Consider the following 20,704-nt stretch of genomic DNA (forward strand, 5'->3'; position numbering starts at 1 on the left):
GAAGGTTAGCACCGAGGGGGCATCGCTTCTGCCAACCTACTTACATCAACTTTCTTAATGATAGTCTGTCACGGGCTGGCCTTGATTCTACCCTATGGCTTCTGGAGCCTTAGCTAAGGGGGAAATGAGGGTAGAGAAATGGGGGAGATAAGGGAGATGGGGAGGTGATTGGGTTAGTGGTGTTTCTGGAGTTGGGCTGGGCTTTAGACTGAAGTTATCTTGAGAGTGCTTAGCCTTCTTTGGTCTTATGGTGCAGACGCGGCCTAGGTTCTATAGCTTTGAAGAGTATCTGGCCTACGACGACGGCACGGAACATTTTTACGAGCTATTTAATGGAGAACTGATCGAGGTGCCGCCAGAGTCAGGGCAAAACGTGCAGATTGCCAATCGCCTGCTGCTGACCTTCGCGCTGCTGTTAGGGATAGACCGGGTGCGGGGGCATGGTCTAGAGCTTGAAGTCAGGGGCGAACCGAAGAATCGCTACCCTGATCTGACGGTAATTCAGCCCGAACACATTCAGCTATTGGCCAAGCGCAACACCATTCGCCTAACGCTGCCGCCTCCGGCACTGGTGGTCGAGGTAGTCAGCCCTGGAGAATTGCAGTGGGAGCGCGACTACGTGGCCAAGCGTGCCCAGTACGAAGATTTAGGCATTTCTGAATACTGGATTATCAACCCTCAAGATCGCACAGTGCTGTTGCTGGCGCAGCAGGGGCAGGGGTTTGCTCCGATAGGAACCTTCGCCGGGGAGCAACGGATAGAGTCGGCCCAGTTTACCGATCGCACCCTGACCGCCGCTCAGCTTTTTGCGGCGGAGCTGCCCGCATAAAACATTATGGTTGGTGATGCAGTTTTGTTGACCGCGATCGCACCCTATCCGCAGTTTCCCACTGCCGCCTAATCTGCTTATTATTCAGACAATTCTTAGGGTAACCACCCTCTATGCGCATCAATCTGGATATTCCTGACGAAGTCACTCAGTGCCCAACTTTCTCTAGGGCCGACTGGCTGCGAGAAATGGCAATTTCTCTGTTTGAGCAGGAGCGGGTTACTCTGGGCATTGCCAGCCAGATTGCCGGCATTCACCCGATGGAGTTTCAAAGAATTATCGGCAGTCGCGGCGTTTGTGCCCACTACGATGTCGAAGAGTTTGCAGACGACATCAAAAACCTGCGCCGCCGGGGTTGGCTATGACCATTGTGAGCGATGCTTCATCACTGGGCAGCTTGGCCTTGATTGACTACCTCTGGCTGCTGGAGTCAATTTACGACACCGTGGTGATTTCAGAAGTGGTGGCGCGGGAGTTGGCCACGGCCAAAAATGCTCGCATTCAGGCGGTGCTGTCGGTCAGTTGGGTCAAGGTGCGGGTGCCGACGGAGAGCGCGATCGCTACCATTCGGCAGCAGGGCCAGCAGTTCGACCTGGGCGATACCCATACCCTGGCCCTGGCTCTACAGATCAACGCCGACGAACTGCTGATGAACGAGCGGCGGGGACGGCAGATCGCCCAAGGGCTAGGGCTGTCGGTGATTGGCATTTTTGGCATTATTATCGTCGCTAAGCAGCGGGCGCTGATTCCCAGCGTGCGACGGGTGATGGATACCCTGGTTGAGCTGGCGGGTTTTCGCATTAGCCATCGGCTCTACCAAAAGATCCTTAAATTTGTCGATGAAATCTAAGGTGTCAGCGGACGGGGTTTAAGGTTCAGGGTTCAGGGTTTGGAGCTGCACCCTAAACCTTTACACCCTAGACCCGACACCTCGAACCCGTCAGCCCTTGATACCCAACAACTCCCCAGGTTCACCATCAAAATGACAGAATCCCTAGGTACACTGTCTTTAATGCAAATAGTCCCCGCGCTCCAGGTTTTGTGATGACGGCCACCGTTCCCGCTCTCTCCGCCCAGTACGACCCCACGCAGACCGAAACCAAGTGGCAGGCTCAGTGGGAAGAGAACCAGGTCTTTAAAGCCGACCCCGACCACCCCGGCGAGCCCTACTGCGTGGTGATTCCGCCGCCGAACGTGACCGGCAGCCTGCACATGGGCCATGCCTTTGAGAACGCCCTGATCGACACCCTGGTGCGCTACCAGCGCATGGCCGGGCGCAACACACTGTGGCTGCCGGGCACCGACCACGCCAGCATTGCCGTGAGCACAATTTTAGATCGGCAGTTTCAGGCTGAGGGGTTGAAGAAGGAGGATGTGGGGCGCGATCGCTACCTGGAGCGTGCTTGGAACTGGAAAGCTGAATCCGGTGGCACCATCGTCAACCAGCTGCGCAAGCTGGGCGTCTCGGTGGACTGGTCGCGGGAGCGCTTCACCATGGATGAAGGGCTTTCTCACGCGGTGCTGACCGCCTTTACCCAGCTCTACGACGAGGGGCTGATCTATCGGGGCAACTACATGGTCAACTGGTGCCCCGCCAGCCAGTCGGCGGTGTCTGACCTGGAAGTTGAGCAACGGGAGGTCGATGGGCACCTCTGGCATTTCCGCTACCCCTTCACCGACGGCTCGGGCTACCTAGAAGTGGCCACCACCCGCCCCGAAACCATGCTAGGCGACACGGCGGTGGCGGTGAACCCCAACGACGATCGCTACCGCGACATGGTGGGCAAAACCCTAATGCTGCCGATTGTGAATCGCGAAATTCCCGTGATCGCGGATGACTATGTCGATACGGAGTTTGGCACCGGCTGCGTCAAAGTCACCCCCGCCCACGACCTCAACGACTTTGCCATGGGCCAGCGCCACAACCTGCCCCTGATTACCGTCATGAACAAAGACGGCACTATGAATGAGCATGCGGGGCCATTCCACGGGCTAGACCGCTTTGAGGCTCGTCGTCTGGTGGTGAAGCGGCTGGATGTCGAAGGGTTTTTGGTGAAGATCGACGATTATCGTCACACGGTGCCCTACAGCGATCGCGGCAAAGTGCCCATTGAGCCGCTGCTCTCCACCCAGTGGTTCGTCAACATTCGCCCCCTGGCCGACAAGGCGCTTGATTATTTAGACAATCGGCAGGAACCTAAGTTTGTGCCCGATCGCTGGACCAAGGTCTACCGCGATTGGCTGGTAAACCTGCGCGACTGGTGCATCTCCCGACAGCTCTGGTGGGGCCACCAGATCCCCGCCTGGTATGCCGTGAGCGAAACCGGCGGTGAAATCACCGACAACACCCCCTTCGTGGTGGCCGCTACGGAAGAAGAGGCCAAAGCCAAGGCCACCGAGCGGTTTGGCGAATGGGTGACCCTGACCCGCGACCCCGACGTCCTCGACACCTGGTTTTCTTCCGGTCTGTGGCCCTTCTCCACCATGGGCTGGCCCGCTGAATCGGCTCAGGATTTTCAGACCTACTACCCCACCACCACCCTAGTCACCGGCTTCGACATCATCTTCTTCTGGGTAGCCCGCATGACCCTGATGGCGGGGCACTTCACCGACACCATGCCCTTCGAGACCGTCTACATCCACGGTCTGGTGCGCGATGAAAACAACAAAAAAATGTCGAAGTCGGCCAACAACGGCATTGACCCCCTGGTGCTGATCAACAAGTACGGCACCGACGCCCTGCGCTATACCCTGATTCGCGAAGTTACCGGGGCGGGCCAAGACATTCGCCTGGAGTACGATCGCACCACCGACGAGTCAGTTTCGGTGGAAGCTTCTCGCAACTTCACCAACAAGCTATGGAATGCCTCCCGCTTCGTGATGATGAACCTGGGTGGGCAGTCTCCCAACAGTCTGGGTGTGCCCGATGTGGCGGGGCTGGAGCTGGCCGATCGCTGGATTTTGTCTCGTTTTAACCGGGTTGTGCAGAGCGTACGCGGCAACCTCGATGCTTACGGCATGGGCGAAGCCGCCAAAGACCTCTACGAATTTGTGTGGGGCGACTTCTGCGACTGGTACATCGAGCTGGTCAAACCGCGCCTCCAGGGGGAAGGCTCGTCGAAGTTTACTGCGGCCCAGCAAACCCTGGCTTTTGTGCTCGACGGCATTCTCAAGCTGCTGCACCCGTTTATGCCCCACATTACCGAGGAGCTGTGGCACACCCTCAACCAGGTGGGCGACGACCAGTTTTTGGCCGTGCAGCCCTACCCCACGGTGCAGCCTGACCTCATTGACGATGCCCTGGAGCAGCAGTTTGCCCTGCTGTTTAACACCGTGCGCACCGTGCGCAATCTGCGGGCCGAGGCGGGCATCAAGCCGAGCCTGCGCATCGAGACCATTCTCGAAAGTGAGAGCGACGACGAGCGCCACATTCTGCAAGCCACCGCCGACTACATCAAAGACCTGGGCAAAATCGACACCCTGGTGATTCTCGGCGGCAAGCAGCCGGTCTCTACGGCACACAGCGCAGAGGAAAACGCTAGTGCCGCCAGTGAGTCGAACGCCGTGGCAGAGCTGAGCAGCAACCCGATGGTGGTCGAGGTGCCAGAAGTCTTGCACAACATGCTGCCCCTATTCGACGACCCCGTGCACTACGCCGACTTGTTTTTTACCGCTTTGCGCCGTCCCGCCTTTACCATGCTGTGGATTTTGGTGGGTCTGGTGGCCCTCAAGTTTACGGGGGCGTTGGTGAGCGCGGTTGACAGCACCCCCATCTTTGGTGCCCTGATAGAGCTGGTGGGGCTGTGGGTGACGGTTAACTTTGTGCGGCAGAACTTGCTCAGAGGGGGCGATCGCGCCCGCCTCAATCAGACCTATCAGCAGTGGCGGCACAAGGTGCTTGACCCCGATATTGCAGCGCCAGCCCCCACCCCGGGCCTGCTTCCTGCGCCCGTGCCCCAAGAAGGCAGCGACGACGATGCCCCCACCCCCCACGATGAGGGTCGCGATACGGTTAGAGGAAATGGGGAGCCGAACCAAAAGCTGTTTGCTGGGGTCACCGGCACCGTGCAGGTACTAATTCCTCTGACGGGCGTGGTAGATGTCGATGCCCTCAAAGCCAAGGTGGAAAAAGACCTGGGCAAGGTGGAGGCGGAGATCAAATCGCTCTCGGGGCGGCTGAGCAACCCCGGTTTTGTGGATAAAGCCCCCGCCGATGTGGTGCAGGGAGCCCGCGATTCTCTAGCTGAGGCCGAAGCCCAGGCGACGATTCTCAAGGAGCGGCTGGCAATGCTGTAAGGGGCAGCGGCTGCCAATTCTCTGACGGCAAAATCCCGAAAAAGAGCACCCCCTGCTCTCCTAGCCTGTGGGAAGCCGCAAGGTCTATAGAGGGAATGGTCTGAAGGCTTTATAAATGCCTGGGACTCGACTGAGCCATGAGGCACTTCACTCAACTGGGCTCGCTTTTGCAATGCGCCTACAGGATAGATCTATCGCCCACGTTAAGACCAGCTCAGAGGTACGAGCCTTTCTAACTCTGGCGATGCCCCTAGCTGGGGCTCAGGTGGCCCAGGCTGCCGTGGGATTTGTGGATACCTTAATGATGGGGCGGTTGGGGGCTGAAACCCTGGCTGCGGGAGGTCTAGCAGCCATTAGCTTTCAGCTACTGCTGGCGGTGATTGGCGGTTTTGTGATGACGGTGGGGCCGCTGGTAGCCCAAGCCTTTGGGGCCGGCCAAAAGGATCAGATTGAGGCGATCGCGCGGCAGGGGTTTTGGCTCTCGCTAGCGCTGAGTCTGCCGATGATGGCGGTGCTGAGCCAGCTCGATCGGGTGCTGCTGGGGCTGGGGCAGCCCGAGGCGATCGCCACTCTCACTACCCCCTACTTTCAATGGATTTTGTGGGGCGCATTTCCGGCCCTGGCCTTTGCCATGCTGCGGGGCTACGCCTCGGCCCTGGCTGAGGCCCAGGTGGTGATTGTGATTGTGCTGGTGGGCACGGCCTTCAACATTGTGGGCAACTATGCTCTGGGGTTTGGCAAATGGGGCTTCCCGGCTCTGGGGCTGGGGGGGCTGGGGCTGGCCAGCGGGCTGAGCTACTGGTTGATGTTTGGGTTATTTTTGCTCTACACCCTCAAGCACCCCAATTTTAAGGAATATCGCTTTTGGTGCGGGTGGCACCGGGTACAGCCCCGGCTGGTCGGTCGGCTGCTGGGCATGGGGGGCGAGATCGCCGTCACCATCGCCCTGGAATTTAGCCTGTTTGCCGTGGTCACGTTTTTGATGGGGATACTTGGGCCTGAGGTGCTGGCCGCCCACCAAACCGTGTACCAAACTATTTACGTGGTTTTCATGGTGCCCTTGGGCATGTCCTACGCGGCGACGGCGCGAGTGGGGCAGGCTCTTGGCCAGCAAAATATGGGCGCGGCAAGGCGGGCGGGATATGTGGCGATGGCGATCGCCGCCGCTTTTATGCTGCTGGCCACCCTAGGGCTACTGCTGTTTCGCCAGTCCATCATTGGGTTGTATCTGGATCTGCGCGACCCGGCCAACGGCCCGGTGGTCGCCCTGGCCCTGCCGATGCTGCTGGTCGCGGCCCTGGCCCAGCTCACCGATGGCGTTCAGCGCGTCGCCTCTGGGGCGCTCTATGGGCTGCAAGATACCCGCATGCCCATGGTGCTCAGTGGGGTGGCCTTCTGGGGCGTGGGGCTGACTACGGGCTATATCCTGGGTTTTTGGCTTGGGCTCGGTGGGGTCGGGCTATGGATTGGTCAGTCCATTGGGGTGGCCACCGCTGGGATAATTTTTGTGGCCCGGTTCCATCGGCTGACGGCCTCAAAGGGTCAGTAGAAGCGACGTTACGAGCCCTCTCAGCCTAGGCTAACGCTCCCATTGAGAGCGGCTTTGGCGCACAATAAGACTACTTCCTCTTCGGCAGCACCATGGTTCAGAATCTCAAATTTGATGCGGTCAGCGATCGCCTGCCACCCCAAAACATCGAAGCCGAAGAGGCCATTCTGGGCGGCATTTTGCTCGACCCTGAAGCCCTCAGCCGGGTGATGGAGATTCTCACCCCCGATGCCTTTTACATCGGTGCCCACCGCGATATTTATAAAGGGGCGCTGGCCCTCCACGCCAAGGGGCAGCCCGCCGATTTGATGACCATCGCTGTGTGGCTCAAGGACAACGGCAAGCTCGAACAGGTGGGTGGTCAAACCCGCCTGGCTCAGCTAGTCGATCGCACCGTCAGTGCCGCCAACATCGACCAGTACGCCACCCTGGTGATGGATAAGTACACTCGCCGTCTGCTGATTCAAACCGGCGGCGAAATTTCTCAGCTGGGCTACGACACGACGTTGCCCATTGAGAATGTCATGGATCAGTCGGAGCAGCGGCTGTTTGGCATTACCCAGTCACGGCCCCAGGGGGGGCTCACCTCTACGTCCGATATTTTAATTGAGACGTTTTCGGAAATTGAGCAGCGATCGCTCGGCGTTGTGCTGCCCGGCATCCCTTGCGGCTTCTATGACCTAGATGCCATGACTCAGGGTTTTCAGCGTTCTGACCTGATTATCGCTGCTGCCCGTCCGTCAATGGGAAAGACCAGCTTCGTCCTTAATATAGCTCGCAATATCGCAGCTTTACAGAAGCTTCCTGTAGCAATATACAGTCTAGAAATGTCAAAGGTGCAGCTCGTCTATCGCCTGCTCTCCAGCGAAGTGGAGATGGAAAGCAGCCGCCTGCGCACCGGTCGCATTGCTCAGAACGAGTGGGAAAAACTGGGCCACGCCATCAGCATTCTCTCCCAGATGCCGATTTTCATTGACGATACCCCCAGCATTTCGGTGACCGAAATTCGCTCTCGCTGCCGCCGCCTCCAGGCCGAGCAGGGCGGTGCGCTGGGGCTGATTTTGATCGACTATCTCCAACTAATGGAGGGTGGCGGCGACAACCGGGTGCAGGAATTGTCGAAGATGACGCGATCGCTCAAAGGCCTCGCCCGCGAACTCAACGTGCCGATCATCGCCCTCTCGCAGCTCAGCCGGGGGGTCGAATCGCGCACCAACAAGCGCCCCATGATGAGCGACCTACGAGAGTGCGTCACTGGCGATACCCTAGTTGTCCTCGCAAACGGTCAACGAGTACCGATTCAAGACTTGGTAGGCAGCACCCCAGACGTAGTGAGCTTAGATGAACAGGGTAAGTTGACTCAGGCTAAGGCCGATTTAGTTTGGCAGGTGGGTAATCGCCCAATTTATGCGTTGACCACAGCCAGCGGACGCAAAATTCGTGCAACTGAGAAGCACCGACTTTATACCCTCGATGGCTGGCAACGGTTAGAGCAGTTGAAGCAGGGAAGCCGTATCGCTGTGGCTCAGCACTTGCCCGAACCCGTTGTCGCCAAGACCTGGCCCGAGTTAAGGCTGGCATTGCTAGGGCAGCTAATTGGCGATGGTAGCTACCTCAAGGGGCAGCCCCTTCGATACACCACCGGCTCCGAAGAAAATAGCCAAGTCGTCACATTAGCTGCTGAGCAAGAATTTGGCTGTGAAGTGAAGCGCTACAAAGGCAGAGGCCAGTGGCATCAGCTTTTGATCTCTGGTAACGGCAATCGTTGGCGCCCTGCCGGGGTAAATCGTTGGTTACGGCAGCTTGGCATTTTTAACCAGCCTTCTCGGGAGAAACGCATTCCTGCCGAAGTGTTTCGGCTCTCCAATCAACAGGTCGGTCTTCTCCTAAAACACCTGTGGGCCACCGATGGCTGTATCTCCGTACGCAAGGGCAGAGGCGGAGATGCCGTATTCTTCTCCACCTGCAGCGAGGGCTTGGCCCGTGATGTTGCCGCTTTACTCCTAAGGCTCGGCATTTGGGCCTCCGTGTTTTGGCAGCCAAGTCAGTGTTTTACCGTCAACGTTCAAGGTAGCGTCAACCAGCTGAAGTTCTTAACTCAGGTTGGGGCTTTCGGCCCTAGGGTAGAACCCGCCACTGCTCTACGGCTCAAACTTGAGAGCATTGTCTCAAATCCCAACCGGGACACCTTGCCCAGAGAAGTTTTTGATCGAGTCAAGGCTGATATGAGAACCCAGGGCATTAGTCAGCGCCAAATGGCAACCCTGCGAGGCACCTCCTACGGCGGGACATCACACTTCAAATTTGCTCCTTCGCGGCAAACACTCCTCAGCTACGCAGAGATTTTGAACAACGAATCCCTCAAAGAAATTGTCGCAGCAGACATTTTCTGGGATGAAGTGCTTTCTATTGAGCCTGCGGGGGAAGAACCCGTGTATGACCTGACTGTACCGGGGCCGGCCTCCTGGTTGGCAGACGGCATTGTGTCCCACAACTCAGGTGCGATCGAGCAGGACGCCGACTTGATCATGATGCTTTATCGCGAAGAGTATTACGACCCTGACACCCCCGATCGCGGCATTGCCGAGATCATCATTACCAAGCACCGCAACGGCCCCACCGGCACCATCAAGCTGCTGTTCGAGCCGCAGTTTACCCGCTTCCGCAACCTGGCCACCCCTGGCATGTAAACAGGCAGGGCTCAGAGGATTAGGGATGTGAGCTAACTCTGAACCCTAACTGCGGTGAAAGCTTTTTATAATTGCAGCAACTCCTCTGTGCGGTCAGTCAATGCAGTCTCCTACCACCTCAGAGCAAAAGCCTAGTCTCTACGACCAAGACTTTTATCGCTGGATTCAAAAGACTGTCCATGCGCTTAAAGATCGCGACCTAGAGCAGGTGGACTGGGAAAATTTAATTGAAGAAATTGACAGCATGGGCCGCAGCGAGAAAAAGGAGCTAAAAAGCCGCCTGCTGGTCATTCTTGAGCACTTGCTAAAGCTGATGTTTTGGGAGTCAGAAAAAGCTCAAAACGGCCGGGGCTGGCGCAACACCATCATTGAACAGCGGAGCCAATTGGAGCTGCTGCTAGACGATAGCCCTAGCCTCAAGCCCATGGTGCCAGAGCTTTTTGTAGAATTTTATGCCAGGGCTAGAAGCCAGGTTTTGCAGAAAAGTGATCTGCCGAGCAGTTGCATTCCCACCCTGCCACCGTTCTCCGCCGATGACGCCCTCAACACCGATTTTCTACCGCGCTGAGCTTCAGACAAGCTGGGCGGAGATTGGGACGCCCAACCTCCGACACTTAGATTTTGCTCCTTTGAGAGGTAATCTAGCGTTGGCGCAGCCTCTCTTTTAGAGAATCGCACTCTACCTCAGGAGACCTCCCATGGGCGACATCATCAGCTTTAATCGACCCGATGGCCAACCGTGCCAGGGCTACTACGTCGAGCCAGCTAGCGGCAGCACCGCCCCCGGCATTGTTGTGATTCAGGAGTGGTGGGGCCTCAACGACCAGATCAAAGGCGTGGCCGACCAGCTGGTGCAGCAGGGCTACCGGGTGCTGGTGCCCGACCTCTACAAAGGCGAAGTCACGGTCGAAGCTGCCGAGGCCGAGCACCTGATGGACAACCTCGACTTCGGCGATGCCGCCACCCAAAACATTCGCGGTGCGGTGCAGCACCTCAAGGCCGACAGCCCCAAGGTGGCGGTGCTGGGCTACTGCATGGGCGGAGCGCTCACCGTGCTAGCCGCCGTCTATGTGCCCGAGGCCAACGTAGCCGTGTGCTGGTATGGGGTGCCGCCCGCCGAGGCTGCCGACACCCGCACGATTTCGATTCCCTTTCAGGGGCATTTTGCCGAGCGGGACGAGTTCTTTCCACCTGACCAGGTGAAGGCTTTTGAGGCGCGACTTCAGGAGGGTGGCGTGAACTACGAGTCTTACTGGTACGACGCTCACCACGCCTTTGGCAACGAGAACAACGACATCCACGACCCCGAGGCGACGAAACTGGCCTGGGAGCGATCGCTGACCTTCCTCGCCACCCACTTGACCTAGGGTTGGTCTGGATCAATCCCCTGGGCTCGGAGCAGGGCGGCCAGGCGATCGGCCCGCTGACGCTCTGTCTCAGCTCTCTGACTCTCTGTCTCAGCTCTCTGGCGCTCTGTCTCGGCTCTCTGGCGTTCTGTCTCGGCTTGTTCAGAACTCCAGGGCAGCAGGTTGCCATCGGCATCCCACCAGCGCAGCCAGTGCAGGTTTTGGGCCAGACGCTCTCCCTGCCACACGCCCAAAAACAGCTCTAGCTCAGGAACCCAGAAGCGCCCCAAACTATTGGCGGTCTGAGCCTCGTAGCGCCCGTTTTGCAGCTGCCGCACCTCCAGCACTGCGCTTAAGGGGTCATAGATGGCGTAAGTAGGCACCTGCAAAATCTGCTCGTAGACGTAGAGCTTGCCATAGGGCGGAATCGCCCGAATCGACAGCTCGCCGTTGTCCTCTGCTGAGAGAAATTCCATCACCACCGCCACGGGGTCGCCCTCCAGGTTGGGGGTATAGCTGCGGCGCACCACTCCAGGTGGCAGGGGGTGAACCCGGGGCACATAAAACCAGTCTGGCGCTTTGACCACGGTTTCTCCTGCCACCCCCGCCACCAGGGCAAAGTTAGAGCCGACCAGCATGGCCGGCTGCAGGCGCTGGGCTGCCCCCAGGGCATCGGTGAGGGCTGCTGCTAGGGGCGGCTGCTGAATGTTTTCCACTGGATCATCGGGCAGTAAAAAATCGGCGGGCAGGGGGGGCCAGGTGATGGTGGGGCCAGTGCGAGGCTGAGCTTGAACCATGGTCGTTCCTCAAGCAAAACCGTTTGCGGCGGTTGTCTGTCTCTATCCTAATCTGTCGCTTCTCTGCTGCTGGATGCAGACTGCTCCAGTCATAGGAAATCCGATTTGGTCAACCCCGACTCATGATCAGGAACTCCGTAGGGGCGTAGCAGGCTACGCCCCTACAAACCAAGGGTATTCATTCGGGATTTGGTATCAGACTGGCTATTCCATGATCAGGATTACGCCCTGCACCTGCTTTTTGGTGTTTACGAGGGGGGTGCAGGTGATGTGGCAGCTCAGGCTGCGGCCCTTGCGGTTGACGGCCTCAACGGTCAGCTCGACGGAGCCGACGGCGGCCGAGGTCAGGCAGTCGCGAATGGGCTGGCGCAGCTGCTCTACCGGCAGGCCGATATCTAAGTTGAGGAAATATTGGCCAACGACTTCTTCGGGGCGCAGGCCCCAGAGGTCTTCGGCTTTGGTGTTCCAAATTTGCACTTGCAGGTCGCGGTTGACCACCGCCACGCCGCCCTTGAGGCTAGCGAATACGCATTCTAAAAACGTGTTGCTTTTATTCAGGTCGCTGCTGCTGCGCTGGAGTTCTTCGTTGAGGGTTTGGAGTTCTTCGTTGGCCGATTGCAGCTCTTCGTTCATGGTTTCCAACTCTTCGTTGGTCGACTGCAACTCTTCGTTGGTGGTCTCTAACTCTTCGTTGGTCGACTGCAATTCTTCATTGGTGGTTTCTAGCTCTTCGTTGGTGGATTGCAGTTCTTCATAGGCCATCTCCAGCTCTTGGTTGGCATGCTCTAGCTCGGCCTGCAACCGTTTGAACTGGGTAATATCGACAAAGCTAATGCTGGCCCCGAGGATGGCGTTGTCGCGGCTAAACAGCGGGATGATTTGCACCTCTAAGAAAAGGGCCTCACCCCGAGAATTTTGCCAGGCGACATCGGATAGGGTAATGGGGCGGCGGCGTTCGTAGGCTTCTTCTAGGCAAGAGCGCAGCTCTACGGGGCGGTAGGAGAGTTCTAAATCTTGCAGAGGGCGACCGATATCCTGCGGGGAGAGACTAAAGAGCCCCCTGACGCGCTGGTTGGCCAGGGCCAACACACCGTTGTGCTTGAGCACAATGCGGGCCACCGGGCCAATGTCAAAGGCGGTCTCTAGCAGGCGTAGCTGGTCAGGCAGGTTATCGGGGCTGGCTTCGTGGCCGGTTTGAGCCATGATCAGCAGGCGATCGCGCCCCGTTAACCGAGGCACCTTAGTAAAGACGCGCCCTTTTAGCTGCACTGGGCTAAAGAGGTCGCTGTGGGTGAGCAGCATTTCGGCTTTGCCTAAGAACAGATAGCCGTTGTCATTGAGGGCAAAGTGAAACCGGGTCAAAATTCGCCCCTGGGTTTCAGCGTTGAAATACATCAGCGTGTTGCGGCACAGCAGCAGGTCAATCTTAGAGATGGGGGCATCTTGAACCAGGTCGTGGCGGCCAAAAATCACCATCCGCCGCAGCTCTTTGCTGAAGGTGTAGATTTCGTCTTTGCGGTCAAAAAATGTGCGGAGCTGGGTTTCTGACAGGCCGTCTATCTTGTGCCGGGAGTAGGTGGCCTGGCGTGCCTCTGTCAGAGCGTCTTCGTCTAGATCGGTGGCATAGATTTTGACTCTGGCCTGAAACTGCTCAATGCCTAGCAGCTCTGCCAGCACCATGGCAACGGAGTAGGTTTCTTCTCCAGAGGCGCAGCCAGCGCTCCAGATGCGAATGGGGTCGGTGTCTGCCTTGGCGCGCAAAATCGCCGGTATAACCTCGGTCCGCAGAGCCTCCCAGATAGCGGAGTCGCGAAAAAATGCGGTGACGTTGATCAGCAGTGTGTTGAACAAATGCTGAAATTCATCGGGGTGCACCTCTAAATAGTCGGTGTAGTTGCTAAAACTGGTGATACCGACCGTCTGCATGCGGCGCGTCACCCGCCGCATGAGGCTGGGCTGTTTGTAGCCCGTAAAGTCAAACCCCCGGTTGCTGCGAACGTATTCTAATAGGGTTCTAAAGTCGGCAGCATCGCCAAAATCTTCCAAATTTGAGGCCACAGACTATATCCTTTCTGGTTGCACTAGGTTGACCAGGGTTTGAGGAATTGACTCTAGGGGCAAAACCCAGTCTACCTGGTGGGTATCAATGGCGGCCTGGGGCATGCTGGCCACGTTGGCGGTAGCCGGCTCTTGCACAATCACCCGACCGCCGTGCTGCTTGATGGCCTGAATGCCGGCAGCGCCATCGCGGCCATAGCCAGTCAGAATGACGGCGATCGCCCGCTCCCCAAAACGCTCCGCCACCGATACTAGAGTACAGTCAGCGGCCGGCCGAGAATAGTTTACTTTTGCGGTGTGGGTCAGGCGCAGGGTGCGACCGGCCCCAATGAGCAGGTGGTGGTCGGGGGGGGCTGTGTAGATCGTTCCCGCCTGCAATGACTCTCCGGGGTTGGCGTCTTTGACGATGAGCGGCGTCATGGGCTTTAAGACCTGGGGCAGCAGGCTAGTCATGTTGGGGTCAATGTGAATGACAATGACAATGGCGGCGGCAAAATCGGCGGGCAGCTGGGGCAGCAGCTGAGCCAAAGCCTTAATGCCCCCGGCAGAGGCCGCGATCGCTACGATGTCAAACTGCGCCGCTGAAGATAGCACCGAAGACGGTGAAACACTCATAGGGTTTTAGGCCAATAGCCAAGTGTCTGGTCTAGCATGACGACCTAGGCCTACTAGCCAGGGCAAACGAGAGATTTTGGCCGGGCAAAGCGGCTCAACCTCGGGATGGTTAGAGCGCGATCGCCAGCCCCGCCAAGCAGGTAAAAAAGGGTTGCAAAGCCATCTGTGAACCAGTTTAGACCCGTTCTGTCGTCAGAGGCAGCGCTCTAATTTTAGTTTATTAAATGAAATAAACGGTCATGGTGATGTCGTCCCTATTCCTGCTCAGAGATCAATGATTTTAGCGGTTTTGGAAAAGGTTTTGCTGCTGCTCGCAAACCTAAAGATCCCCTTAATCTCCCTTTAGAGAAAAGACTTTCACCCGTCTTTTTAACGGGGGCAGAGAAAATCAGTCGGTGACTAAAGCTCCAGCAAATCGCGTTTCAAACGCCCGCTTAGACCCCTAGAAAACCGGTTCACTCGATCTGCACAGTCTCAGGAACGGTGCCTCCTTGAAGGTGAATCTCTTTCTGATTGAGAATCAGTTGTCTGACGAGGCTAGCGTTGCTTTCGGCCTCCATCGCCCGTTTTGAAAACTGTTCGGCTGATTGGGTGCGATTTTGCTCGTAGGCGTGGGCCATCAATCGGCGAGACAGGGCGGCTCTCTCTTCGATCGCCCGTACTGCTGTCCACAGAGCGCGCTCTAGGTTTTCACCATGGAGCGTCATCAAACTGTCGAGGGAGTAGGCGTGGCCAATGTGGCAGCGAAACCGCAGCAGATGATAGGCGTCCTGCAGTTCCCACAGCACGCCGCCACAGTCGGGGCAGGTGAAGGGAGAGGCGGCATTAGGCCGCTCCCCTTTTTCGGCGGCGGTTTTCTCCTCGAGAACGATCTTCTCTTCAGGTACTTGTGGGTTAGTTGTCATCGGAGTTTCCTGGGTGATAGGAATTTCCTGGGCGAGAGGAGATTCATGGGTGATAGAAGATTCTTGGGTAACAGGAGTTTCCGGTATGGCATCCGCCACTACATCAACAATGTGGTTGGCTAGCTCGGTAAGGGGCAGCACTCGATCGACGGGGACATGGGCGATCGCATTTTCAGGCATGCTTCTGAACATCGCCTCTTCAGGGTCTTGCACCAAGGCGACTCCGCCCAGGGCTTTAATCACCTGTAGACCACTGGTGCCGTCGTCTAGCATGCCCGTGAGCACCACCCCCACGGTGTAGGGGCCGTAGGCCTGGGCCGCCGAACGAAATAGAACGTCGATGGCGGGGCGATGGCCGTTTTCTCGGGGGCCTCGACTAAGCTCTATGGCGTCGCGATGCACCAGCAGATGGTAGTCGGGCGGGGCGACATAGATACGCCCTGGCCGAATGGCTTCGCCATCGTGGGGGTGGACGGCCGGCAAAGTCTGGGCGCGGCTGAGAATATCAGGCAAAAAACTCGCGCTGCCAGCCGGAAAATGTACGGCCACAAAAATTGCGGCGTTGAGCTGAAGGGGCAATTGCTCAACCAGCCGAACCAATGCTTCAACACCACCTGCCGAAGCACCAATGACAACAACACGATAATTGCTCAAAATCTGCTCCTGCCGATGGCGTTCATAAGTAGTTCAGTAGTTTCTCATAGATTACGAGTCTAGCTAAACCATTGAGTATTAACATCCTCCCCAGGCCTGCCTCTGGCAGACTGCTAGCTTTTGTGGACTAGGGCTGTAGCAGCCATTTTGCCAAGGGCGGGGCAGGGGATGGCGCGATCGCCCAAAATCATCCTCTGGAGAGATAAAAATTGTTGCCGCTTCCCGCAGCATTAGTAAGAGCGAGCAACCTTGACTCTGACGCGCTAAAACGCCGAAATTTGGAGAATTGATGAAAGTTTTGGTTGTCTACTATTCTATGTATGGTCACACCCTGAAGCTGGCCCAGGCGGTGGCCGAGGGCGCTGGGCAAGTGGCTGGGGTAGAAGTGGTGTTGCGCCGGGTGCAAGAGTTCGACGCTGTTAACCAAATCATTGACCAAAACGATGCCGCCCGCGCAGTGCGAGAGCAGCAGCAGCAAATTCCAGTCTGCACCGTAGACGACCTCAAACAGGCCGATGGTGTGGTCTTTGGCTCGCCCACCCGCTACGGCAACATGACCGCCCAAATGAAGCAACTGTTTGACTCAACCGCCAGCCTCTGGCTCAACGGCGACATGGAAGGCAAACCGGCGGGGGTGTTTACCGCCACCGCCTCGACCCACGGCGGCCAAGAAACCACCCTGCTCACTATGATGGTGCCCCTGCTGCACCTCGGCATGCTTGTGGTGGGGGTGCCCTACTCAACCGCCGGCATGATTCACACCGAGGCCCGAGGCGGCACCCCCTATGGAGCCAGCACAATCACTGGTGGTCAGGGCGAACTGCAGCCCCAGCCAGAAGATTTGGCGATCGCCCGCGTCCTGGGGCGGCGCGTAGCCGAAGTCACCGCCAAAGTGCGCGGCTAGAGTGCCCGTGAGCAGGCTCTACAAAGCTGGGCGGCACGCGGCCGGGTGATTTTGGGTGGGGGCCACGCTTTGCGGCAGCTCAATGCAAAAGTCACTGCCCTGGCCTAGCTCGCTGTCTACCGTAACCGTGCCCTGCATGACCTGCACCAGCGCATACACAATGGCCAGCCCTAGGCCGGTGCCCTTGATGGTGTTGCGTGCGTCGTGAACTTGCCAAAACTCTTGAAAAATATGCTGCTGATCTTCGGGGCTGATGCCGCAGCCCGTATCTTTGACCTGTAGCACCAGTCGGTCGTCGGGCAACTCCTCTAAGCTCACCACGACCTGACCAACATCGGTAAACTTAATAGCATTTGATATCAAGTTGGTCAAAATTTGCCGCAGACGGCCACGATCATTTACCACCACCACGGGGTGATCGGGCAGCTGTGTCTTTAGGGTCAGGGCCTTTTGCTGAGCCAAAGATTCGAGTTCGGCTAGGGTGGTCACAATCATCTCGGTTAGGTCAAAGGTTTCGAGATTCAGCTCGACCTGGTCTGCCCGCAGCCGCGAAAAATTGAGCATGTCTTCAACCATGCCCAGCAGGTGCTGCCCGTTGTGAAAAATTCGCTGCACCATTTTGGTGGACTTAAAATCGCGCCTGCCATCAAACTGCGCCATCAAAACTTGCGAAAACCCTAAGATGGCATTCAGCGGCGTTTTAAACTCGTGGGAAACGGTGGCTAGCAGCTGCGCCCGCAGGCGATCGGCTTCTAGCAATTCTAAATTTTCAGCCTGAAGCTGGCTCAGCGTGGCCTCGGCTTTTTTGCGATCGCTAATATCTCGCATTTGCCACCGCAGTCCAACCCCTAGGCCTTCAGCATTTTTGACGACTTCAACCGTCGTTGAGACGACAATGGCGGCGGCTCTTCGATTCTGTAGGGTGAGTTCCCAGCCTTCTATGCGTCGGGACCGGGTAATGTGGTTCAGCAGCGTGCGAAAGGCCACCCGTTCAGCTGGGGGTATGTGGGCGACCAAGGGCTTGCCAATCAGATAGGACTGGTTGAGGTGCAACAACGCAACAGCAGCATGGTTTGCCTCTAGCACCACCCCGTTCATATCAGTCACAAGGTAGCCATCGGGGGCAAAATTAAACAGATCTTGGTAGCGCTGGCGCTCGGCTTCAATAATGTGATTAGCGGCAGCGAGCTGCTCGTTTTGGGCTAACAGCTCTTCTTCGGCAACATGGAGTTCTTCCACCGCTAGGCTCAACTCTTCTAGGGTTTGAGCCAGTTGATGGGAATGATTTAAGGGAAACTGCTCGGTCTCCCGATAGAGAGCAGTCACCCGACTTTGAACTTTTTCTATGTATTGAGTGAATACCTCGTCTCTTGCCACACTCACTGTGCCCCCTCTCCGCTATTCGCTTAGTTTGTCGCTATTGCCCCATTGCCGCATCCATCCCCCGAAATAGCGGGTGAGTTATCATGGAGGCAGATCGTAGCTGCACCTTAAGTTTTAGTTCGCAACAAGAACGCTGATCTCAGACTGGTAAGAGTCTCTAGCACTAGCATTACATACTATTCACTGAGGTCAGGGCAATCACCTTGACCTCAGTTGACCCATTAGCTCGGGTGTCTACTGCACCGCTGCCGAGACTCGCACCCGTTGCAGGCTCTCGGCTAGCTGGCGCACCACGGCGACCATAGCCAGAGAGTTATCGAGCCGGTTGACGGCAGAGCCAACGCCAACGCCAGCGGCACCGGCGGCGATCGCCATCGGTGCCGTCACATCCGACAGCCCCGACGCGCAGAGCACCGGCACCGACACAGCCCGAGAAATCGCGTGGGCGGCAGCCAGCGTAGGTGCGGCTTTCTCAATCAATCCCAGGGTGCCGGGGTGAGTCGGCTGGCTAGAGGTGCCCCCCTCGGTCTGAATAATGTCGGCCCCGGCGGCCACCAAAGCTTCGGCCAGGCTCACCTGCTCATCTAGCGCCAAAATGTGGGGCACCGTGACCGACAGCGTAATCTGGGGCAGCAGGGCGCGGGTGCGGCGGGTCAGTTCTAGCACCTCGGGCGCTTCAAACCGCCGCCCCTGGGCATAAAAGGCGTCAAAGTTGCCAATTTCGATCAGGTCGGCCCCAGCGGCCACGGGGGCGAGAAACGCCTCAGCCTCGACGGCAGAAACGCAGATGGGCAGAGTCGTTGCGGCCTTGGCCAAGCGAACCAACTCGGCATCGGCGGCGATATCCACAAAGGTAGCACCGCCCTGGTCAGCGGCCTTCACCACGGCCACCACCCGCTCGGGGTCAAAGTTGGTGAGCCCGCTGATGATTTTAAGGGCGCTGCGGGTATCGAGGGCGCGTTGTAAGTCAGAGCGCATAGGTCTATCTCTCAAGATTGGGCATGACCCGCCCGGGTCAAACAAGCTGGGCGGGCGCTAGTTTGACCTATTGTTGCACTGTTGCCGAATTGCGGATAGTCCTATGTTTTGAGTTTTGAGTTCTCAGTTTTGAGTTTTGAGTTCAGTGGCCTAACTCAAAACTCAAAACTCAAAATTTAGAACTCAATTGCCTCCACCGCTGCCGCCACAGCCGCTGGGTAATGTAAAACGGGCTGACCAGACTATAGAGATAGAGCCGCATCTCGCAGGCGGCCACCGTATCGCTGACCACCTCGCCCTGATATTTGACCAAGTGGCGCAAAATTTTGCGAATATCGTTGACCAGGTAGGCATGGGCCGCCAGCGGACGCTGCCACAGGGGCACGCTGAGCATGCGCGTGCGATGGCGGCTGAGGCCAATGCCCCGAAACATGCGCAGCAGATAGTCGCGCTCAAACCGACTAGCCGGAATCTCGTGCTGCATCCGCATGGCCGGGTTATACCAAATCTCCCAGCCGTGACGCTGCATGTGGAGCACCACCTCCAGATCTTCGCCAGCGGCCCGAAAGCCAATAGCATCGGCCAGCGATAGCTGCTCGGGCACACTGCCAAGCCAGGCCTGCCGCCGCACCACCAGCCCCGCCGCTGGCGGCAACACCTTCTGTTTGGGTGCATAGAGCAGAGGGGCCGACCCGCGCTCAGTCAACGCCAACAGAGATCCAATGCGGCCAAAGTTTGGCGGCGGGGTAACTTCAAAATCTCCTTGAATGCGGCTGCCAAAGGCCCCCGCCTGAGGGTGAATCTGGCCAAAGCGGTGGGCCGCCACCACCCAGCCCAGGGCCGGGTGGTTGTCGTCGTCTAAAAACCCCACCAGAGGGCTGCGGGCTAGGCTAATAGCGTGCTGGCGAGCATAGCCAGCCCCCTGGCGTGCCTCAAAGGCATAACGCAAAGGAATATCTTGGGGCCACTGCTGCTGATAGGTTTTGAACACCTGGGCGGTGCCGTCGGTGCTGTTGTTGTCAACTACAATCACCTCCCAGGCCAGATGCTCGGTGCCCAGCTGGGCGAGCAGGCAGTCGAGCACCTTGGGCAAGCGGTGCTCACCGTTGTAGGTGCAGATCACCACCGACAGGTCGAGAACTTCTTTGCCAGGGGCAGCATTGGCCAGCTTCAACCGTAGGCGCCGCAGCAGGCCCTGGGTGTAGCTGGGCAGCGGTCGGCTGGCCATCGCCCGCCGCTTTTGAGTATCTGGGGCGACCAGCCGTTTAGCGGGTGGAGAGCTTACCCCAGCAGAGAACGATTCAGCTACCGCCAAAAAAGACTCAGCCATAGGTACCAAACCCTTTGCGCTACTGGGTGACGCCCCCAGTGTGCCCGTGGAGAATGGCCCAATATCTCGGCTGGTGGCTGAGTCTGGCCGCAAGGGCTGCTGGCTTAGTGCAGCCCCGGCTCGATCTGGCTAATGGGGACAAAGCACTCGGTGGGCAACAGCACAGGGCGATCGCCAAAGATCAGCTTGCCGCGATGGGTCTTAGTGCTAATGGCAATGCCGATGGGGCGCTGCACATCTCCAGGGTGCACCTCGTAGTAGGTGCGGTAAATTTGCCGGGCTGACTTGAGCAAGACCGGGTTAAGCGCCATGGGCAGGGCACCAACATCTGGCAGCTGACTGGGCAATGGGCTAGAAGAAGGGGGTTGCT

The 20,704-nt window shown here is 57.7% G+C and carries 17 protein-coding genes; 9 read left to right on the forward strand and 8 right to left on the reverse strand.

The annotated features are described in order from the left end of the window. The first annotated feature begins 247 nt into the window (after nucleotides 1–247). From H6F57_RS24370 to H6F57_RS24405, 8 genes are all read left to right on the forward strand, one after another. A complete protein-coding gene (locus tag H6F57_RS24370) occupies nucleotides 248–829 on the forward strand; it encodes a Uma2 family endonuclease (RefSeq protein WP_190631434.1) in 582 nt (193 codons plus the stop codon). A gap of 113 nt (nucleotides 830–942) precedes the next feature. Next, nucleotides 943–1,194, forward strand: a complete 252-nt coding sequence (locus H6F57_RS24375; protein WP_190631436.1) for a UPF0175 family protein — start codon at nucleotides 943–945, stop codon at nucleotides 1,192–1,194. After that, nucleotides 1,191–1,679, forward strand: coding sequence for a DUF3368 domain-containing protein (locus H6F57_RS24380; protein WP_190631438.1), 489 nt, complete (start codon nucleotides 1,191–1,193; stop codon nucleotides 1,677–1,679). Before H6F57_RS24375 ends, H6F57_RS24380 begins: the two co-directional genes overlap by 4 nt. A gap of 194 nt (nucleotides 1,680–1,873) precedes the next feature. Beyond that, nucleotides 1,874–5,125 carry a valine--tRNA ligase gene (locus tag H6F57_RS24385; RefSeq protein WP_190631440.1) on the forward strand — a complete coding sequence of 1,084 codons (3,252 nt, stop codon included), beginning with the start codon at nucleotides 1,874–1,876 and terminating at the stop codon, nucleotides 5,123–5,125. A gap of 172 nt (nucleotides 5,126–5,297) precedes the next feature. Beyond that, entirely contained in the window at nucleotides 5,298–6,674 is a 1,377-nt protein-coding gene (locus tag H6F57_RS24390) for an MATE family efflux transporter (RefSeq protein ID WP_190631442.1), read from the forward strand. Between the two features lie 92 nt (nucleotides 6,675–6,766). Continuing rightward, nucleotides 6,767–9,364: a replicative DNA helicase gene (locus tag H6F57_RS24395; protein WP_190631444.1), complete on the forward strand. Its 2,598-nt coding sequence runs from the start codon at nucleotides 6,767–6,769 to the stop codon at nucleotides 9,362–9,364. A gap of 100 nt (nucleotides 9,365–9,464) precedes the next feature. Continuing rightward, nucleotides 9,465–9,932 carry a DUF29 domain-containing protein gene (locus tag H6F57_RS24400; protein ID WP_190631446.1) on the forward strand — a complete coding sequence of 156 codons (468 nt, stop codon included), beginning with the start codon at nucleotides 9,465–9,467 and terminating at the stop codon, nucleotides 9,930–9,932. 130 nt (nucleotides 9,933–10,062) lie between these two features. After that, nucleotides 10,063–10,731: a dienelactone hydrolase family protein gene (locus H6F57_RS24405; RefSeq protein WP_190631448.1), complete on the forward strand. Its 669-nt coding sequence runs from the start codon at nucleotides 10,063–10,065 to the stop codon at nucleotides 10,729–10,731. On the opposite strand, the gene H6F57_RS24410 is transcribed toward H6F57_RS24405, so the two are convergent. From H6F57_RS24410 to H6F57_RS24425, 4 genes are all read right to left on the reverse strand, one after another. Then, the gene (locus H6F57_RS24410) at nucleotides 10,728–11,507 is read right to left on the reverse strand and encodes a Uma2 family endonuclease (RefSeq protein ID WP_190631450.1); all 780 of its coding nucleotides are present in this window, start codon (nucleotides 11,505–11,507) and stop codon (nucleotides 10,728–10,730) included. The genes H6F57_RS24405 and H6F57_RS24410 overlap by 4 nt on opposite strands. A gap of 204 nt (nucleotides 11,508–11,711) precedes the next feature. Continuing rightward, nucleotides 11,712–13,565: a CheR family methyltransferase gene (locus tag H6F57_RS24415; protein ID WP_313933682.1), complete on the reverse strand. Its 1,854-nt coding sequence runs from the start codon at nucleotides 13,563–13,565 to the stop codon at nucleotides 11,712–11,714. A 3-nt stretch (nucleotides 13,566–13,568) separates the two neighbouring features. Further along, nucleotides 13,569–14,180 (reverse strand): chemotaxis protein CheB, encoded by a 612-nt coding sequence (locus H6F57_RS24420; protein ID WP_190631451.1) that lies wholly within the window; start codon nucleotides 14,178–14,180, stop codon nucleotides 13,569–13,571. A gap of 455 nt (nucleotides 14,181–14,635) precedes the next feature. Continuing rightward, nucleotides 14,636–15,739, reverse strand: a complete 1,104-nt coding sequence (locus H6F57_RS24425; protein ID WP_190631453.1) for a chemotaxis protein CheB — start codon at nucleotides 15,737–15,739, stop codon at nucleotides 14,636–14,638. 289 nt (nucleotides 15,740–16,028) lie between these two features. Here H6F57_RS24425 and wrbA point away from each other — a divergent pair, with 289 nt between their 5' ends. Beyond that, nucleotides 16,029–16,643 (forward strand): NAD(P)H:quinone oxidoreductase, encoded by a 615-nt coding sequence (gene wrbA, locus H6F57_RS24430; RefSeq protein ID WP_190631455.1) that lies wholly within the window; start codon nucleotides 16,029–16,031, stop codon nucleotides 16,641–16,643. Nucleotides 16,644–16,661: 18 nt separating this feature from the next. Here wrbA and H6F57_RS24435 read toward each other — a convergent pair whose 3' ends face one another. The 4 genes from H6F57_RS24435 to H6F57_RS24450 form a co-directional block, all read right to left on the reverse strand. Further along, complete coding sequence (locus H6F57_RS24435) at nucleotides 16,662–18,026, reverse strand: HAMP domain-containing sensor histidine kinase (protein ID WP_199289996.1); 1,365 nt, start codon at nucleotides 18,024–18,026, stop codon at nucleotides 16,662–16,664. 234 nt (nucleotides 18,027–18,260) lie between these two features. After that, the gene (locus H6F57_RS24440; RefSeq protein WP_190631457.1) at nucleotides 18,261–19,004 is read right to left on the reverse strand and encodes a DUF561 domain-containing protein; all 744 of its coding nucleotides are present in this window, start codon (nucleotides 19,002–19,004) and stop codon (nucleotides 18,261–18,263) included. A gap of 169 nt (nucleotides 19,005–19,173) precedes the next feature. Further along, the gene (hpsE, locus tag H6F57_RS24445; RefSeq protein ID WP_199294894.1) at nucleotides 19,174–20,334 is read right to left on the reverse strand and encodes a hormogonium polysaccharide biosynthesis glycosyltransferase HpsE; all 1,161 of its coding nucleotides are present in this window, start codon (nucleotides 20,332–20,334) and stop codon (nucleotides 19,174–19,176) included. Nucleotides 20,335–20,438: 104 nt separating this feature from the next. Next, nucleotides 20,439–20,645, reverse strand: coding sequence for a hypothetical protein (locus tag H6F57_RS24450; protein ID WP_190631460.1), 207 nt, complete (start codon nucleotides 20,643–20,645; stop codon nucleotides 20,439–20,441). Between the last annotated feature and the right edge of the window lie 59 nt (nucleotides 20,646–20,704).

This window comes from Leptolyngbya sp. FACHB-60, assembly GCF_014695775.1.
Taxonomy (GTDB): Bacteria; Cyanobacteriota; Cyanobacteriia; order Phormidesmidales; family Phormidesmidaceae; genus Nodosilinea.

Excerpts from the sequence above, each read along its gene's own strand:
- H6F57_RS24440 (WP_190631457.1), bottom strand. The coding sequence starts at position 19,004 with ATGCGCTCTGACTTACAACGCGCCCTCGATACCCGCAGCGCCCTTAAA.
- H6F57_RS24375 (WP_190631436.1), top strand. The coding sequence starts at position 943 with ATGCGCATCAATCTGGATATTCCTGACGAAGTCACTCAGTGCCCAACT.
- H6F57_RS24380 (WP_190631438.1), top strand. The coding sequence starts at position 1,191 with ATGACCATTGTGAGCGATGCTTCATCACTGGGCAGCTTGGCCTTGATT.
- H6F57_RS24420 (WP_190631451.1), bottom strand. The coding sequence starts at position 14,180 with ATGAGTGTTTCACCGTCTTCGGTGCTATCTTCAGCGGCGCAGTTTGAC.
- H6F57_RS24410 (WP_190631450.1), bottom strand. The coding sequence starts at position 11,507 with ATGGTTCAAGCTCAGCCTCGCACTGGCCCCACCATCACCTGGCCCCCC.
- hpsE (WP_199294894.1), bottom strand. The coding sequence starts at position 20,334 with ATGGCTGAGTCTTTTTTGGCGGTAGCTGAATCGTTCTCTGCTGGGGTA.
- wrbA (WP_190631455.1), top strand. The coding sequence starts at position 16,029 with ATGAAAGTTTTGGTTGTCTACTATTCTATGTATGGTCACACCCTGAAG.
- H6F57_RS24405 (WP_190631448.1), top strand. The coding sequence starts at position 10,063 with ATGGGCGACATCATCAGCTTTAATCGACCCGATGGCCAACCGTGCCAG.
- H6F57_RS24385 (WP_190631440.1), top strand. The coding sequence starts at position 1,874 with ATGACGGCCACCGTTCCCGCTCTCTCCGCCCAGTACGACCCCACGCAG.
- H6F57_RS24370 (WP_190631434.1), top strand. The coding sequence starts at position 248 with ATGGTGCAGACGCGGCCTAGGTTCTATAGCTTTGAAGAGTATCTGGCC.
- H6F57_RS24400 (WP_190631446.1), top strand. The coding sequence starts at position 9,465 with ATGCAGTCTCCTACCACCTCAGAGCAAAAGCCTAGTCTCTACGACCAA.
- H6F57_RS24390 (WP_190631442.1), top strand. The coding sequence starts at position 5,298 with ATGCGCCTACAGGATAGATCTATCGCCCACGTTAAGACCAGCTCAGAG.
- H6F57_RS24395 (WP_190631444.1), top strand. The coding sequence starts at position 6,767 with ATGGTTCAGAATCTCAAATTTGATGCGGTCAGCGATCGCCTGCCACCC.
- H6F57_RS24450 (WP_190631460.1), bottom strand. The coding sequence starts at position 20,645 with ATGGCGCTTAACCCGGTCTTGCTCAAGTCAGCCCGGCAAATTTACCGC.